At 65.1% G+C, this 15,216-nt stretch carries 14 protein-coding genes; 11 read left to right on the plus strand and 3 right to left on the minus strand.

Going from position 1 to position 15,216, the window contains the following annotated elements; translation table 11 throughout:
- Window positions 1–159 precede the first annotated feature (159 nt).
- A complete protein-coding gene (locus U0025_RS24930; RefSeq protein ID WP_080604533.1) occupies window positions 160–1,038 on the minus strand; it encodes an AAA family ATPase in 879 nt (292 codons plus the stop codon).
- Window positions 965–2,365: a Mu transposase C-terminal domain-containing protein gene (locus U0025_RS24935; protein WP_004212864.1), complete on the minus strand. Its 1,401-nt coding sequence runs from the start codon at window positions 2,363–2,365 to the stop codon at window positions 965–967. The genes U0025_RS24930 and U0025_RS24935 overlap by 74 nt, the downstream gene beginning before the upstream one ends.
- A gap of 191 nt (window positions 2,366–2,556) precedes the next feature.
- On the opposite strand from U0025_RS24935, the gene U0025_RS24940 reads away from it, so the two are divergent.
- Together U0025_RS24940 and U0025_RS24945 are read left to right on the plus strand one after the other, a co-directional pair.
- On the plus strand, window positions 2,557–3,129 hold the full coding sequence (locus U0025_RS24940) for a recombinase family protein (RefSeq protein WP_004212865.1): 573 nt from the start codon (window positions 2,557–2,559) through the stop codon (window positions 3,127–3,129).
- A 478-nt stretch (window positions 3,130–3,607) separates the two neighbouring features.
- Complete coding sequence (locus tag U0025_RS24945) at window positions 3,608–4,621, plus strand: aspartyl protease family protein (protein WP_009824026.1); 1,014 nt, start codon at window positions 3,608–3,610, stop codon at window positions 4,619–4,621.
- Here the strand turns inward: U0025_RS24945 and U0025_RS24950 are convergent.
- Entirely contained in the window at window positions 4,615–5,034 is a 420-nt protein-coding gene (locus U0025_RS24950; RefSeq protein WP_007406847.1) for a MerR family transcriptional regulator, read from the minus strand. The genes U0025_RS24945 and U0025_RS24950 overlap by 7 nt on opposite strands.
- A 75-nt stretch (window positions 5,035–5,109) precedes the next feature.
- Here U0025_RS24950 and U0025_RS24955 point away from each other — a divergent pair, with 75 nt between their 5' ends.
- The 9 genes from U0025_RS24955 to U0025_RS24995 all read left to right on the plus strand — a co-directional run bounded on the left by U0025_RS24955 (window position 5,110) and on the right by U0025_RS24995 (window position 15,215).
- Window positions 5,110–5,736 (plus strand): cation transporter, encoded by a 627-nt coding sequence (locus tag U0025_RS24955; RefSeq protein WP_004212870.1) that lies wholly within the window; start codon window positions 5,110–5,112, stop codon window positions 5,734–5,736.
- Window positions 5,736–7,703 carry a cytochrome c/FTR1 family iron permease gene (locus U0025_RS24960; RefSeq protein WP_004212871.1) on the plus strand — a complete coding sequence of 656 codons (1,968 nt, stop codon included), beginning with the start codon at window positions 5,736–5,738 and terminating at the stop codon, window positions 7,701–7,703. The genes U0025_RS24955 and U0025_RS24960 overlap by 1 nt, the downstream gene beginning before the upstream one ends.
- Before the next feature lie 73 nt (window positions 7,704–7,776).
- On the plus strand, window positions 7,777–8,073 hold the full coding sequence (locus U0025_RS24965; RefSeq protein WP_007406840.1) for a hypothetical protein: 297 nt from the start codon (window positions 7,777–7,779) through the stop codon (window positions 8,071–8,073).
- A gap of 60 nt (window positions 8,074–8,133) precedes the next feature.
- Entirely contained in the window at window positions 8,134–9,411 is a 1,278-nt protein-coding gene (locus U0025_RS24970) for a TolC family protein (RefSeq protein ID WP_004212875.1), read from the plus strand.
- On the plus strand, window positions 9,411–10,589 hold the full coding sequence (locus tag U0025_RS24975; RefSeq protein ID WP_004212877.1) for an efflux RND transporter periplasmic adaptor subunit: 1,179 nt from the start codon (window positions 9,411–9,413) through the stop codon (window positions 10,587–10,589). The genes U0025_RS24970 and U0025_RS24975 overlap by 1 nt, the downstream gene beginning before the upstream one ends.
- Before the next feature lie 3 nt (window positions 10,590–10,592).
- The gene (locus U0025_RS24980; protein WP_004212878.1) at window positions 10,593–13,838 is read left to right on the plus strand and encodes an efflux RND transporter permease subunit; all 3,246 of its coding nucleotides are present in this window, start codon (window positions 10,593–10,595) and stop codon (window positions 13,836–13,838) included.
- A gap of 53 nt (window positions 13,839–13,891) precedes the next feature.
- Entirely contained in the window at window positions 13,892–14,380 is a 489-nt protein-coding gene (locus tag U0025_RS24985; RefSeq protein ID WP_004212879.1) for an SRPBCC domain-containing protein, read from the plus strand.
- Complete coding sequence (locus tag U0025_RS24990; RefSeq protein WP_004212880.1) at window positions 14,377–14,754, plus strand: hypothetical protein; 378 nt, start codon at window positions 14,377–14,379, stop codon at window positions 14,752–14,754. Before U0025_RS24985 ends, U0025_RS24990 begins: the two co-directional genes overlap by 4 nt.
- A gap of 47 nt (window positions 14,755–14,801) precedes the next feature.
- Window positions 14,802–15,215, plus strand: a complete 414-nt coding sequence (locus U0025_RS24995; RefSeq protein ID WP_004212881.1) for a hypothetical protein — start codon at window positions 14,802–14,804, stop codon at window positions 15,213–15,215.
- Window position 15,216: the final 1 nt, after the last annotated feature.

Below are 15,216 nucleotides of genomic sequence, written 5' to 3' on the forward strand. Positions count from 1 at the left end.
CCTGGTAGCGCGTAGTGTATGAGCGAAGCCACCATCGCTCAAACTCATCAGCACAGTCCAATTTCGAAGAGGAAACAAGAAAGTGGTTCCGGAAACGGTATGGATCTTATCCTGTGTAAACGCTCGCGCTAAATGGCGGCGTTCTGATCGCGCTATTTGTCAGTTGCCGGGTCCGATGACGAGGCAATCGCGCGCGGCCTGAACGATGTCAGCGGTGACCTCCTCGACGCGGTTGAGGGTCATGATCCGCCGCATCTGCGCGAACAGGCGCTCCATGAGCCGGAAGTTGCCGCGCGTGATGCGGATCACGGCTGCCTGCGCTTCGATCGCGTCGAGTTGGGCCGGGTCGAAGCTGATCCCGAAATCGCCGGCGTGGGTCGCGAGCAGCAGCCGCATTTCGGTCTCGGTAAGCGGTTTGAACTCGTGGACGAAGCCGATCCGCGAGTAGAGCTGGGCATAGCGGGCGAGGCGCTTCTCCAAGCCCGGCATACCCATCAGGATCAGCCCGAAGCCGTGGCGATCGGCCATGTCGCGGAGATGTTCGAGCGACTTTATGGTCAGGCGGTCGGCCTCGTCGACGATGACGAGGGGGCAGGCGATGCGGGCGGCGTCATGGGTGATTTCGTCCTGCGAGCCGCCCGCGACCGTCAGCCGGGCATAGCCCAGCTTAATGAGGTTGAGGCCCAACACCGCGTCGATCGTCTTGGGCGTGTTGCTGACCGACACGGTGTAGAAGACGGCGCGGCAGCGAGCGACCTTTTCGCCAAGGAGCGCGGCAATGGGACGGAGCGCGGCATATTCCCCCAGGTCGGGGAAGCTGGAAAACTCGCGCGCCGATCGCGTCTTTCCGACGCCCGGCCGGCCATGACACACGCCGATATAGCGGTAGTGCGCGCAGGCTTCGGCAAACTCGACGAACTGGGCATGTTCGCGGGTCGCCAGGAACGGCTGCTCGACCAGGAACTCAATCGTCAGCGGCGTAGAGCCGGAGCCCTCGGTAGGTGGTGGGCCGGGAAGCCGTATCCTCTTGGTCGCCATCGAAGGTCTCCGTGGGGGCAGGCACCTGCTTGTCGCGCTCCTTCGCGCCGCGCCGGGCGCGCTGGATCGCGCGCAACGACGGGTGCCCAGCGTGCTCGGAGCTGAGCGCACGGCAGACGAACCGGCCCTGGTGGTAGACGTGGATCTCGGTCAGGTCGCGGGGGTCATAGACCGCCTCGACCTGCTCGCCGACGAAGGCCGCGAGCGTGGGTTCGACATAGCGCCTGCCCATCAGACGGATGCCGTCGCGCAGCACTTTACGGGGCTTGGGCACGTGCACGAGCAGCATGTCGAGCTGTTCAAGGCTGTCGGGCATTGCGGGCAGGAACCCGCCCTTCTGCCAGCGCGTGATCGGCGGTTCGCCGGTGCTGCCATGCGGGCGACGATGATAGACGCCGCACACGAACGCCTCGAAGCGGGCGCGCAGCTCGTCGAGCGTGAGCACTGGCGCCGACAGCGGCTTGCCCGCGATCAGGTGGCCGGGCAGGTCGGGCAGGAACATGTCGTTGATGGTGCGGAACAGCCGCTCGATCTTGCCGCGCCCGCGAGGACGCCCCGGCAGCGAATGGATGAGGCGGATTTTGAGGGCGATGCACGCCTGCTCGATATGCTCGGAGATGAAATCCGAGCCGTTGTCGACGTAAAGCTGTTCGGGAATGCCGCTGACGATCCATTCGGGATTGGGCTTGCGCCAGATCGCCTGCCGCAAGGCGAGCGCCGTGTTGAGGGCACTGGGGGCATCGAGGCTGAGGAAGTAACCGGCGATGGCTCGGCTGTGATCGTCAACGATGACGGTCAGCCAAGGACGCACCGGGGTTCCGGCATCATCGAGCACGAGAATGTCGAGAACGGTATGATCGGCCTGCCACATCTCGTTCGAGGTCGCGGCTTCGCGCCGATGCACTAGCTCGTGCTGGTCGCGGTAGACGGCCGGATCGGAGGCTGCGGCGATCTGGCTTGCCGGTATCGCCCTGACGACACGCGCGACGGCCGCATAGCTGGGGGTTCGGTGTCCATGCGCGATGGCGAGTTCCTGCACCTTTCGGTGAATGGCGGCGACCGGGGGTCGCGGGCGCTTGGTGGCGAGAGTGCGGGTCAGTTCGACCAGATGTTCCGGCAGGTGCAGCCTGCCCCGATCGTTGCGCGGCAGACGCGCGAGACCGGCAAGTCCTTCGGCACGGTAGCGCCCGAGCCAGCGCTGCAACGTCCGCTCGCTCAGCGTGCCGGTGCGGGCGAGGTCCGCGAGCGGGATGCCATCGGCGAGGTGCGGTTCAAGGACGCGGTAGCGCTCGATCGCCAGCGGCGGGACAAGCGCCGGATGCGTCACCGCCGACGGTCCGTGTCGCAGGTAAGGAAAACGGAGATTTGCCTGCCCATCGCCATGCGAGTCCGCTCGCGTTGCCAAACCGGCCTGTTCGACGTAAATCTACCCGGTAAAGAAAACTAGGGCAACATAGACCTGCCGATGACGACTTTCTTCCCAAACCGCGCCCGATCGGGGCGCCACCGGCCCTACGCATGAAAATCGGTTACGCCCGCGTATCGACCGCCGAGCAGAACCTGGACCTCCAGCGTGATGCGCTGAAGGCTGCCGGCTGCGAGAAGGTCATCACCGACAAGGCCTCCGGGGCGACTGCCGCTCGCCCTGGATTGGAAAAGGTGAAGGAGCTGCTTCGCGCCGGCGACACACTGGTGGTCTGGCGCCTCGACAGGCTCGGCCGCTCGCTCCGTGATCTGATCGGATGGATGACCTACCTCGACGAGGAAAAGGTCGGGCTGCTGAGCCTGCACGAGGCGATCGACACGACCACCACGTCGGGCAAGCTTACCTTCCACCTGTTCGGGGCATTGGCGGAGTTCGAGCGCAACCTGATCCGCGAGCGGACCCAGGCCGGTCTCACCGCAGCCCGCGCTCGCGGCAAGAAGGGTGGCCGGCCGGCCGCACTCGGCAAGGAAAAGCGCGACCTGCCCGTCAGGCTCTACCACGAGAACACGATGCCGATCGCCAAGATTTGCTCGATGCTCGGCATCTCCCAGCCAAAACTCTACGCCTATGTGCGATCGGCCGAGACCAAGCCGGTAGCCGCGTAGCGACGCTCGCCGACAAATAGCGCGATCAGAATGCCGCCACTTAGCGCGAGCGTTTACACCGTTCGCGGTCCCGATCGGCCCAGCGTCCCCCGGAACCGTTCGTTATCGGGAAGGCATCTAAGCGGTCTGCACCATCCTTCATCTAAAGTTCTCCAAGCGCTTCTGAGGATTTTCGGGCGCACCAAAAGCACTTGCTCCTCCAGTGGCTGGAGCATGTAACCGCAATTTGCTCTCCTGCGGACGGGGGGCTGGAGGTGGCTTTTTGACGGCCCGTGTTGAAGCAATCGGTATGTCTCGACGCTCATTAGTGGCGCGGCTGGTGGCCTGTGGAACCGGCTTGGTGCTCGGTTCTCCAACGCTCGCGCGACAGACTTCCCGGTCTGCGGGCTCGTGGAACTTCGGTGCGGCTCACCTCGAATGGGAGCCGCTGGAAGTCGGCACGGGTGATACCCTCCTTGTTTCGGCACAAGTGCGCGGAGTGCCGGTGCGGGCGGTGCTCGACAGTGGCAGCGGCGCGTCGATCATGAGCACGGCGCTCGCGGCGAAGCTCGGCTTGAACGATGGTGAGCGGCGCATGATTAGCGGGCTGAGCGCCAAGGCCCCGGTGCTGCTGGTCCGCGACATCGACGTACAGCTCGCCCGCGAAACCCGTCGCTTACCCTTTGCCGTCGTTGGTGATCTGAGTTCAGTGTCGGCGGCCTTCGGACGACCGATCGATATCCTCCTCGGTGCCGATATGTTCACGGGTAGCTGCATCGCGCTCGATTTCGCGAAAAGGCGTATGGCGGTCGTCAAGTCAGGCACGTTTCTCGCCGGTCCCGACTGGCGCGCTGTCGCGCTCGGGCGCGGTGCCAAGCAGGAGCTGTTCATTCGAGCTTCCGTCTCGGGTTTGCCTCCCGTGCCCTTGATGATCGATCTTGGCAGCTCGGCCGCGCTGATGCTCTCGTCGGCCTATGCCCGCGATCAAGGGCTGTTGAACGGGAAGCTCGTCTCGACCGCGGCGATCGGCGGCGTCGATGGTGTGCGTATCAACGATGCTTTCACGATCCAGAACATCAACATCGAAGGGCTTGGCGTCTCGAACGTCCCCACACTCGGGATGAGAGCTTGGCTCTCCACCAGCACGGTTGGCAATGTCGGCCTACCGCTGATCGCTCAATTCGACGTGGTGTTCGACGTGACCGCCGGATTCGTGTGGCTCCGGCCACTCGGTCCTCGTCGTCGCCTGCCGATGCTGAAGGACCGTAGCGGCCTTGGCCTCGCAGCCTCACCAACGGCGCTCACCGTTGTTCATGTGGCGGCGAACAGTCCCGCGGAAAAGGCTGGCTGGGCGGTCGGCGACCGGATCGTGGCGGTGAACGGCCATTCGATCGATGCGAACTATACGCGTGGGGAGCTCTGGCAAGTGCGCTCCCGGCCTGCTGGCACCCTCGTAAAGCTGACGATGGCCTCGGGTGATGTGCGCGAGCTCAGGCTGGCCGATTATTATTGATCGGCTTGAGGGTGGCCTTTGCCGATCGCCTTCATGATCCGACAATCGGCCATGCGCGCCTTGGTGCAGCTCTGGCTGAGCATTGCCAACTCATCCCGCAACACCGCGAGTTGCGCCAGTCTCTCCTCCACATCCTTGAGGTGCTGAGCAGCGATAGCTGAGGCGGCACCACAATCCTGGTCCGGGTTCTGCGCCAGCCCCATCAACGAACGGATCTCGTCGACGGAGAAGCCAAGCCGGCGACCGTTGCGGATGAAGTGCAAACGCTCAATGTCACTGGCATCGTAGGTTCTGCGACCCGACGCCGTGCGAGGGGCGGATCGGAGCAACCCGATCGACTCATAAAAGCGGATCGTCGTCACCTTCGTCGAGGTCTCGCTGGCGAGCTGCCCAATCATCACCGGCTTCATCATGCCATCCTTGCTTATGCGAACGTGTCGCACATTTCGCTTGCTTCTACAGCGACTGGAGGTGGTAAGGAAGGCCGCATGAATGCTTCTACCGAAAGCTGCGGGTGCCACGGGGAGCCCGCGCGCGCGCAAACCGATCCGGCCTATCGCCGTGCGCTGCTGACCGTCGTGGTGCTCAACCTCGGCTTCGGAGTCGCCGAGCTGTTCGGCGGGTTCATCGCCGATAGCCAAGCGCTGAAAGCGGATTCCCTCGATTTTCTCGGGGACGGGTCGATCAGCCTTATCGGTCTTCTCGCGCTTGCCTGGTCCGCACGGGCGAGGGCAAAGGTCGCGCTGACGCAGGGGTTGTTTCTCGGTGCGCTTGGCGTGGGCGTAATCGGTTTCGCGATTTGGCGCGCCCTGAACGCAACCGCGCCCGATGCCGAACTGATGGGCACAATCGGCGTTGTCGCGCTCGCGATCAATGTCGTGTCCGCCTTGGTGCTTGCGCGTTTCCGGGAAGGGGACGCCAATGTTCGCGCGATCTGGCTGTTCAGCCGCAACGACGCGCTCGCCAACGTGGCGGTGATCGCCGCGGCCGGTCTGGTGGCGTGGACAGGAAGCGCCTGGCCGGACCTCGCCGTCGCCGGCCTCATCGCCCTCCTGTTCCTCCACTCCGCTTATGAAATCGTCACTGGCGCTCGGCGCGAATTGGGAGAGCGGTAGTGCGTCTGCTCGCGTTGATCCGGGCAATGCTCTCGTTGCGGCTGCTCTCCGCGCTCGCGGCGCTGCTGATCCCTGCTGCGGCAATCGCCGAACCCGGCGACGTGCAAACCGCATGGCGGCTGCTCGACTATATGGCCGTCGATTATGGCGGCGCGGTCGCCAACGGTCGGATCAAGAGCACGTCGGAATATGCCGAGATGACGGAGTTCGCCGCGTCGGTCTCGACACGGCTTCAGGGCCTGCCGGCGAAGCCGGAGCGTCAAGCCCTCATCCAGCGGGCTGCCAACCTCCAGGCGGTGATCGCGGAAAAGGGACCGACTGAACAGGTGGCAACATTGGCGCACGGGCTCGCGGCCGATCTGTTGCGCGCCTACCCGGTGCCGCTCGCGCCCGATAAGGCTCCGAACCTCGTCTCCAGCGATGCCCTGTTCCGACAATCCTGCGCGTCCTGCCACGGGATGACGGGCAACGGCCGTGGCCCTGACGCCGCCAAGCTCGCTACGCCCCCGATTGCTTTCACCGATGCCGAGCGCGCGCGCCAGCGCAGCGTGTTCGCGCTCTATCAGGTGGTGACGCAAGGCATCGACGGGACCGCGATGCAGAGCTTCGCCGATCTGCCCAACGATCAGCGCTGGGCGTTAGCATTCCGAGCCGGGAGCTTCGCCTTCACGGATGCGCAGGCGCGCGAAGGCGAGCGGCTTTGGAAATCCGACCCGACCCTTCGCCGGCGCATTCCGGACCTGAAAACCCTGGTCGCGCTCACCCCGGCCGCGCTCGGCGCGGCGATCGGCGACGCCAAGGCTGACCCAGTGCTCGCGTTCCTGCGTCGTCATCCCGAACAGGTGATACAACAGGCTCCCGGCTCGCTCGCGGTCGCCCGCGCCAAACTCGCCGAAAGCGTGGCGGCTGCGCGGCGCGGCGATGCGCGCATGGCGAAAGAGCTGGCGCTGTCGGCCTATCTCGATGGGTTCGAGCCGATCGAGCCAACACTCACCGCGCGCGACGCGACGCTGATGGGTCGAATCGAGGGCGCGATGGGGGAGTTCCGCGCCTCGATCGACCGGGGCGCGTCGCCCGATGATCTCGCGGAGAAGGTCGCAGTACTGGGCGGCCTTTTCGACGATGCGGAAGCGGCGCTCGCGCCTGATGCCGCCACCGAAGCGTCCACGTTCCTGGGCGCGTTCACGATCCTGCTGCGTGAAGGGCTCGAAGCCCTGCTCATCGTTGTCGCCATGATCGCGTTCCTGCGTAAAGCCGAGCGCGGCGAGGCGCTGCGGTACGTGCATGGCGGCTGGGTCAGCGCGATCATCGCGGGCGGGATCACCTGGGCGGTCGCCACCTATGCGATCGGGATCAGCGGTGCGAGCCGGGAGCTGACGGAAGGGTTTGGCTCGCTGTTCGCCGCGGTCGTGCTGCTCTCGGTCGGGATTTGGATGCACGGCAAGGCGCAGGCCGATCAGTGGCAGCGCTATATTCGCGAGAAGATGTCGCGGGCGCTCTCGGGCGGGTCGGGCTGGTTCCTGTTCGGGCTGGCGTTCGTCGTAGTTTATCGCGAGGTCTTCGAGACGATCCTGTTCTATGCCGCGCTTTCGGCGCAAGGTGACAACGGGATGCTTCTCGCGGGGGCCGGGTCGGCGATTGGACTGCTCAGCCTGATCGCTTGGGCCATGCTTCGCTACAGTCGCAAGCTGCCGATCGCGCAGTTCTTCCGCTATAGCTCCTGGCTCATGGCGGTCCTGACCGTCGTGCTGGCGGGTAAAGGCGTCGCCGCGCTCCAGGAAGCCGGCCTTATCAACATCGCACCGCTCGCGGACGTGCCACGGCTGTCGATGCTCGGCGTGTTTCCCACTTGGCAATCGGTGCTGGCGCAACTCCTGATGGCGGTCGCCATTGCGGTCGGGTTCGCCTGGAACGGGCGCGACCGATCCCGCTCGGGTTCCGGCTCAGTGACCCTTGGTTCGAATTAGTGCAATGACATGAAAACCCTTCCGTGATAGAGGCAAGCTAGTGCGAGCCTTTTTGCCTTTCCTGACATGCCTGATGCTGGTCCTGACCAGCTTCTCCGGCATGGCCCATGCCGCCGATCTGGCGGGGGGAAGCATCGCGGGCGTTGAGTTCACGGTCCATACCGCCGGTGACATCGATCAGGTGCCATCGGACTCGGACAAGAATGTCCCGCATCATCACAATTATTGTCACGGACACGACGTCGGCGCGCCTGCGCGCACGACGATGGAATATACCCCCGTCCTCACAGTGCCCAAGCCGACAATCTCCGCCTCTGCGTCGCTCGACGGCCGCACCGGCATGGTCCATTTGAGGCCCCCCCAAGCCTGACGTCCGATTTGGGCGTGCGTTGGCGCGCCCCTGTCGATCATCGTCAGGAGTCCTATTTTCATGAATCGTATCCTCGCGGCCATGCTGGCCGCAGCGTCTTGCGCCACGATGGCGCAGGCGCAGGTCGGACCGTCCGCGCCTGTTGCGCAGGATGCGCCGGTCTACACGCTTGACCAAGCGGTCAGTGCAGCGGGCGGTTCGGCCCCTGCTGCGGAAGCGGCGACAGCTGGAATCGACGCGGCCCGTGCAGGTCGCACAGTCGCCGGCTTGCGGCCCAATCCGGTGGTTCAAGGCCAAGTCGAGAATGTCATCGGCTCCGGGCCGTATCGGGGGGTCCGCAGCGCGGAAACCACGGTCGGCTTTGCGATCCCGATCGAGCTAGGCGGCAAGCGCGGCGCCCGCGTCGCGGTCGCCAATGCGCAATTGTCCCGGGCCGAGATCCAGGCCGCGATCATCGCGGCGGATGTCCGGCTTCAGGTAACGCAGCTCTATGTCGAAGCGGTCGCGGCCGATCGCCGGGTAATGACAGCCCGCGATCAGGCCCGGATCGCCAGCGATGCGCTGCGGGCCGCGAGCGTTCGCGTGCAGGCAGGGCGGGCATCGCCACTCGAGCAACAGCGCGCGGATGTCGCGCGTATCAATGCCGACGCCAATGTGGAGCGGCAGCTTCGCTTGGCCGAGGCGGCCCGCGCCAATCTGGCGCGTCGGATCGGACGGCCGATCGACGGCCTGCTCGATGACACGCTGCTCGATCGCCTTCCCGGTGTGAACGTCTATGGGCCGTTGGCACCGGTCAACACGACCGGCACACTCGCGCTGGCGGCAGCCAACGCGGATTTCTCCATTGCCGAAGCCGGCGTGCGGCTCGCGCGCGCCAATCGCGTGCCTGACCTGAACGTCGGGCCGTCGATCCGCCGCCTGGAAGCGACCAACGACATGGCGGCGGTGTTCAGCGTGTCGATCCCGATCCCGGTGTTCAACAATGGTCGCGCCGCGATTGCGCAGGCGACCGCGCAGCGGACCCAGGCGGATGCGCAGCGCCGCGTGACCGCGCTCGACATCGAACAGGCGATCACGGACGCGCAGGCGCAGGCGGCCAATGCCGCAACGACGGCTCGTGCGGCGTCGGGGCCGGCGCTGGCGGCTGCACAGGAGGCCGCCCGCATCGCGCGGATCGGCTATCGCGAGGGCAAGTTCGGCCAGCTCGAATTGCTCGATGCTGAACGCACGCTCGCCGAAACGCGGGTCGCCGCGATCGACGCGCTTGCCAATTACCAGAATGCCCGCGCGCAAGTGGAGCGACTGACCGCTCGTGCGCCCAATGGGGGGAATCAGTGATGAAGAGCTTTTATCTCGCGGGCGCGGCGTCGCTCGCCCTGCTCTTGGCTGCCTGCGGCGGCAAGGATGGCGGAAACGAGGCAACTGCCGAAGGCGCAGCTGCCAATGAGACGGCAGCGGGCACGGAAAAGGGCGGTGCTGAAGGCGGTCATGCCGGTGAAGGCGTCGTCACATTGGGTGCCGACCAGATCGCCACAGCGGGCGTCCAGGTCGGACGGCCGATCATCGGCGGGGCCGGGACGATCGAGCTGCCCGCGATCATCGAGGGCGACCCACAGGGAACGCAGGTCGTCTCGGCCGCAATTGCGGGACGCGTGGTCGCGCTCACCCGTAACCTCGGCCAATCGGTCGGACGCGGCCAGACCATTGCGGTCATCGAAAGCCGCGAGGCGGCGCAGATCAAGGGCGAGGTCGAGGCGGCGCGGGCGCGGCTTCAGCTCGCTAATTCGAACCTCGCGCGCGAACAGCGGCTGTTCGCGCAGAGAGTCTCCCCTGAACAGGATCTGATCGCCGCCCGCACAGCGGCGACGGAGGCGCGGATCGCCCTGACGCAGGCGCAGAGCATGGTTTCGGCGGCGGGTGTCGGCGGCGGCGGGCTCAACCGGCTCGGCATTGCCGCGCCGATCTCGGGCCAGATCATTGCGCGCCCCGTGACGCTGGGACAAACGGTCGCGGCGGATGCCGAACTCTATCGCATCGCCAACCTGAGCCAGGTGTCGATCGCGCTTAATCTCAAGCCCGAGGATGCGGGCCGGGTGCGTCCCGGCAATACGGTGCTGGTGAAGGCGGCAGGCCGTCAGGCGACCGCCCGCGTGACCTTCGTGTCGCCGGCGCTTGATCCGCAGACGCGGCTCGTGCCTGCGCTCGCCACCCTCGACAATCGCGGTGGCGAATGGCGGGTCGGCGAGCCTGTGACGGCAGCCGTGCAGCTCACGGGCAGCGGCGGGAGCGGGGCGGTCCGCGTGCCGACGACGGCGGTCCAGAGTTTCGAGGGCAAGTCGGTCGTGTTCGTGCGCACGCCCACCGGCTTCAAGGCGACCCCGGTCCAGCTCGGCGATGCGTCGGGCGACACGGTGATCGTCCGGTCGGGCCTGACCGGCAACGAACAGATCGCCACCACCGGAAGTTTCACGCTCAAGGCCGAGATCGGCAAGGGCGAAGCGAGCCACGAGGATTAAGCCATGATCGCCCGTATCGTAACCTGGGCGGTCGAGAAGCGCTGGCTAGTCCTGCTCCTCACCGTCATCGTCGCCGCCATCGGCGCCTTTTCCCTCTACCGGCTACCGATCGACGCGGTGCCGGACATCACCAACAATCAGGTCCAGATCAACGTCCGCGCGCCTGCCCTCTCGCCCGAGCTGGTCGAGAAGCAGGTGTCGTTTCCAATCGAAACCGCGCTCGCCGGCACCCCCGGCCTGGAATATACGCGCTCGTTGAGCCGCAACGGCTTCGCGCAGATCACGGCGGTCTTTTCGGACGCGACGGACATCTATTTCGCCCGCCAGCAGGTGGGCGAGCGTCTGCGGGGCGTGCAAGAGAATCTGCCCGACGGCGTGAACCCTGAAATGGGTCCGATCGCGACAGGCCTGGGCGAGGTGTACATGTACACCGTTCGTCTCGATCATCGCGAGGACGACAAGCACAAGCCCGGTGAACCGGGCCAACAGCCCGATGGCAGCTACATCACGCCAGAGGGCGAGCGACTGACGACCGAAGAGGACAAGGCGACCTACCTGCGCACCGCGCAGGACTGGATCGTGACGCCGCTTCTGAAGACCACACCGGGCCTCGCCGGTGTCGACTCGATTGGCGGTTACGCCAAGCAGTTCCTCGTCGTGCCCGACGTGCAGAAGCTGGCCTCGCTCGGCATCACGCTGACGGACCTGGGAAATGCGCTGGAGCGCAATAACACCAGCGTCGGCGGTGGCTTCGTCAATCGCAATGGCGAAGGTCTGGCTGTTCGCTCGGATGCGCTCGTTCGCAATGCCAGCGAGTTGGCCAGGACCGTGATCGCGACACGTAACGGCGTGCCGATCACGGTCGAACAAGTTGCGACTGTGAAGACGGGTCAGGCGATCCGCATGGGTTCGGCATCGGAGAACGGTACCGAAGTCGTCGTCGGCACGGCGATCATGCGGATCGGCGAGAACAGCCGCATCGTGTCGACCGCGGTCGCTGAGAAACTGAAGACGATCAACGCTTCGCTGCCTCCTGACGTCGTAATTCAGCCGGTGCTGAACCGCACCGAGCTGGTCAATTCGACGATCAAGACGGTCGCGAAAAACCTGTCCGAAGGCGCGGTGCTGGTCATCGTCGTGCTCTTCCTGCTGCTCGGCAACTTCCGTGCGGCCCTGATCGCGGCGTTGGTCATCCCGATCACCATGATGCTGACAGGCTTTGGTATGCTGCGCGCTGGGGTCTCGGCCAATCTGATGAGCCTTGGGGCTTTGGACTTCGGTCTGATCGTCGACGGCGCCGTCATCATTGTCGAAAACGCGCTGCGCCGGCTTGCCGAGCAACAGCATCATGAAGGCCGATTGCTCAGCGTCAAGGAACGGCTCGCGACCGTGGCAGCCGCTGCGCGTGAGATGATCCGTCCCTCTGTGTACGGGCAGGCAATCATCATCCTCGTCTACGTACCGCTGCTCACGCTGACCGGCGTGGAGGGTAAAACGTTCGGACCGATGGCGCTGACCGTCATCATCGCGCTCGCCTTCGCCTTCATCCTCTCTCTCACCTTCGTGCCGGCGATGATTGCGATCTGGCTGTCGAAGAAGGTCGAGGAGAAGGACGGCCGCATCATCACGTGGCTGAAGAAGCGCTACGAACCCGGTCTCGACCGGGCCATGAAGCGCCCGACGCTGACGATCGGTGCGGGTGTGGGAAGCCTTGTGGTGGCGGCGCTTGCTTTCACTACGCTCGGCTCGGTGTTCCTGCCGCAGCTCGACGAAGGCGATTTGCTGATCCAGTCGCTCCGCATTCCGGCAACGTCGGTCCAGCAGAGCCAGGCGATGCAGGTGCCGATCGAGCGGATGATGTCGAAGCAGCCGGAGGTGCAATTCGTCTATTCCAAAACGGGCACCGCCGAGCTGGCGGCCGACCCGATGCCGCCGAACGCGACCGACATGTTCGTCATCCTGAAGCCGCGCAAGGATTGGCCGGATCCTGAGCTTCCCAAGGAGGAGCTGGTCAGCCGGATCGAGGGTAATCTCGCGAAGATTCCGGGAAATGCCTACGAGATCACCCAGCCCATCCAGATGCGCTTCAACGAGCTGATCGCCGGCGTGCGCGGCGACATCGCGGTGAAGGTGTTCGGGGACGACTTCAACCAGATGAACCGGACGGCCGAGCAAATCGCGGCGGTGCTGCGCAGAACGCAAGGCGCAGCGGACGTGAAGGTGGAGCAGACGACCGGTCTTCCCATGCTCGACATTCGCGTCAACCGCGACGCGATGGCGCGGTTGGGCGTTACGGCTCAGGATGTGCAGGACACCGTGACTGCGACGATCGGCGGGCGAACATCGGGCCAGATCTTCGAGGGCGACCGTCGCTTCCCCGTGGTGATCCGCCTGTCGGAGGCGCAGCGTGCCGACATCGGCCTGCTCCAACAGGTGCAGGTGCCGGTGGCAGGCGGCGGCTATGTACCGCTGTCCAGCGTCGCCGAGATCAAGGTGGTCGATGGTCCGAACCAGATCAGCCGCGAGAACGGCAAGCGGCGCGTGGTGGTGCAAGCCAACGTGCGTGGCCGCGACGTCGGATCCGTCGTGGCGGATGCGCAGGCGGCGATCGGCAGCCAACTCCGGCTGCCTGCCGGCACCTATCTCGAATGGGGCGGCCAGTTCGAGAACCTCCAATCGGCAAGCGAACGGCTGAAGCTGGTCATTCCGGCTTGCTTCATCTTGATCCTGCTGCTCCTCTACGGGGCGTTGGGATCGGTCCGCGACGCCGCGATCGTGTTCACCGGCGTGCCTTTCGCGCTGGTGGGCGGCGTCCTGTTGCTGTTCCTGCGGGGCATGGACTTCTCGATCTCGGCGGCAGTGGGCTTCATCGCCCTCTCGGGCATCGCGGTCCTCAACGGCCTCGTCATGGTCAGCTCGATCCAAGATCTGATCCGATCAGGGATGAGCCGCGAGGAAGCCGCGCATGTTGGCGCGATGCAGCGTCTGCGACCCGTCATCATGACCGCGCTAGTCGCCAGCCTCGGCTTCGTGCCGATGGCGCTGGGCGAAGGCGCCGGCGCAGAGGTTCAAAAGCCTTTGGCGACGGTCGTCATCGGCGGTCTGATCTCGGCGACGCTTCTTACGCTGTTCGTGCTGCCGACACTCTATGCCCGGTTCGGGCAGAAAGTGATCGAGAAACCCGAGCACTACAATGAGGAGCATGAAGGGGACGACCACGGTCAGACCTTCGTGAACAACTTGGCCTGATGGATGGGCGGGGCGATCCGCGATCGCCCCGCCCATCTCTGGGAGATGGGGATATGCCTCGCACCATAACCAGCTCGATGCTTCACGGCGGGCCACTGCGCATCTGGTCGGCACTCACCGATCCGGATCATCGCCGGGCGTGGAGTCCGCTCGTATTTCTCGATGATCCGTCCCGGCTCGGCGACACAGAATGCACCTTTGCGATCCAGGGCATCACCCGGCCAATTCGGACGCCAGCACGGATTGATCGATTCGATAAACCGCACGCCTTCGCTTGGTCCTGCGGCATCCCCTATCTGTTCACGCTCGAAGAGCGGTACGAGCTGGCGGGGGACGATGGCGGCACCAGGCTAACGCATAGCTGCACGCTGCGCGGGGCGCTCTCCCTGCCGTTCGCGGCGATGATGTTGCGCCGCCTGCGATCCCTGATGGTCGAATCTGACGATCGCCTCGCAACCTATCTCCGCTGGCGGGTAGGTCAGCCTGCCCGGGCTATCAATCGTCAGCGCGTCCCCTTCCGCTACAGGAGGAAGGCGCGATGATGATGCACTGTAAGCGGGTGCTGCCCGCCGTCATCCTCGTTGTCGGGCTCGCGGCGTGCTCGGAAAGAAAGCCGCCAGCCCCGCCAACGGAGCAGCAGATCCATTCGTCCGACAGCGCCGTGGCGACCGGGGAAATGGGGCGGCATAGATATCGCTGTTCCGACGGGGAACCGCTGTTCGTCGATTACAAGGACAACGGCCTGCAGATCGATTTGCGGCGCTCCAACGGGGGACCGCCGATGATGCTGACCGCGCCAGCGCAGGGCCTGCAATATGTCGGCGAAACAGCCACCGCGACCTTCAAGGGGTCGCAGCTCACCATCGTGGAAGGCGATGGCCGTACCCGGATCTGCGAGCGGGAAGGCACGCGATGAACTGCCCTGCCTTCGAACGCCACAGGGCGCTTCGTCGGAAGAGACCGATGTCTGACACGTCGATTTCAAATGTGACAACCTTGTGCGGCCTGAATCGGGCCGGTCTGGCGATCGCGCGCCTCGGCGTCGTTCTCGTCTCCGGGGCGGTTATAGGGGCGTGTAATCCAGCGCCGACCCAGCCTACCGAGCCGGCGCATGAAAAGCATCTGACGTCGAAACTAATCGCGCAGCGCATCATGTACTGCGACGACGGCACACGCGCCGATGTCGACTTCATCGATGACGGCTTGAAAATGGCCGTCACCTGGCTGCCGAAGGGCAGGACCGAGATCCTGCGCGCGCAGCGAACCGGTGACGAGTTTCGCGGCGACCATTCGCGGGCTGTCGTGGCGGGCGGATCGATCGCGTTCACGCGACGCGGGAAGATCCGCGTCTGCCACCGAACCCCGGAGGAGTCCTAGG

Origin of the sequence: Sphingobium yanoikuyae (assembly GCF_034424525.1) — a bacterium.
Taxonomy (GTDB): Bacteria; Pseudomonadota; Alphaproteobacteria; order Sphingomonadales; family Sphingomonadaceae; genus Sphingobium; species Sphingobium yanoikuyae.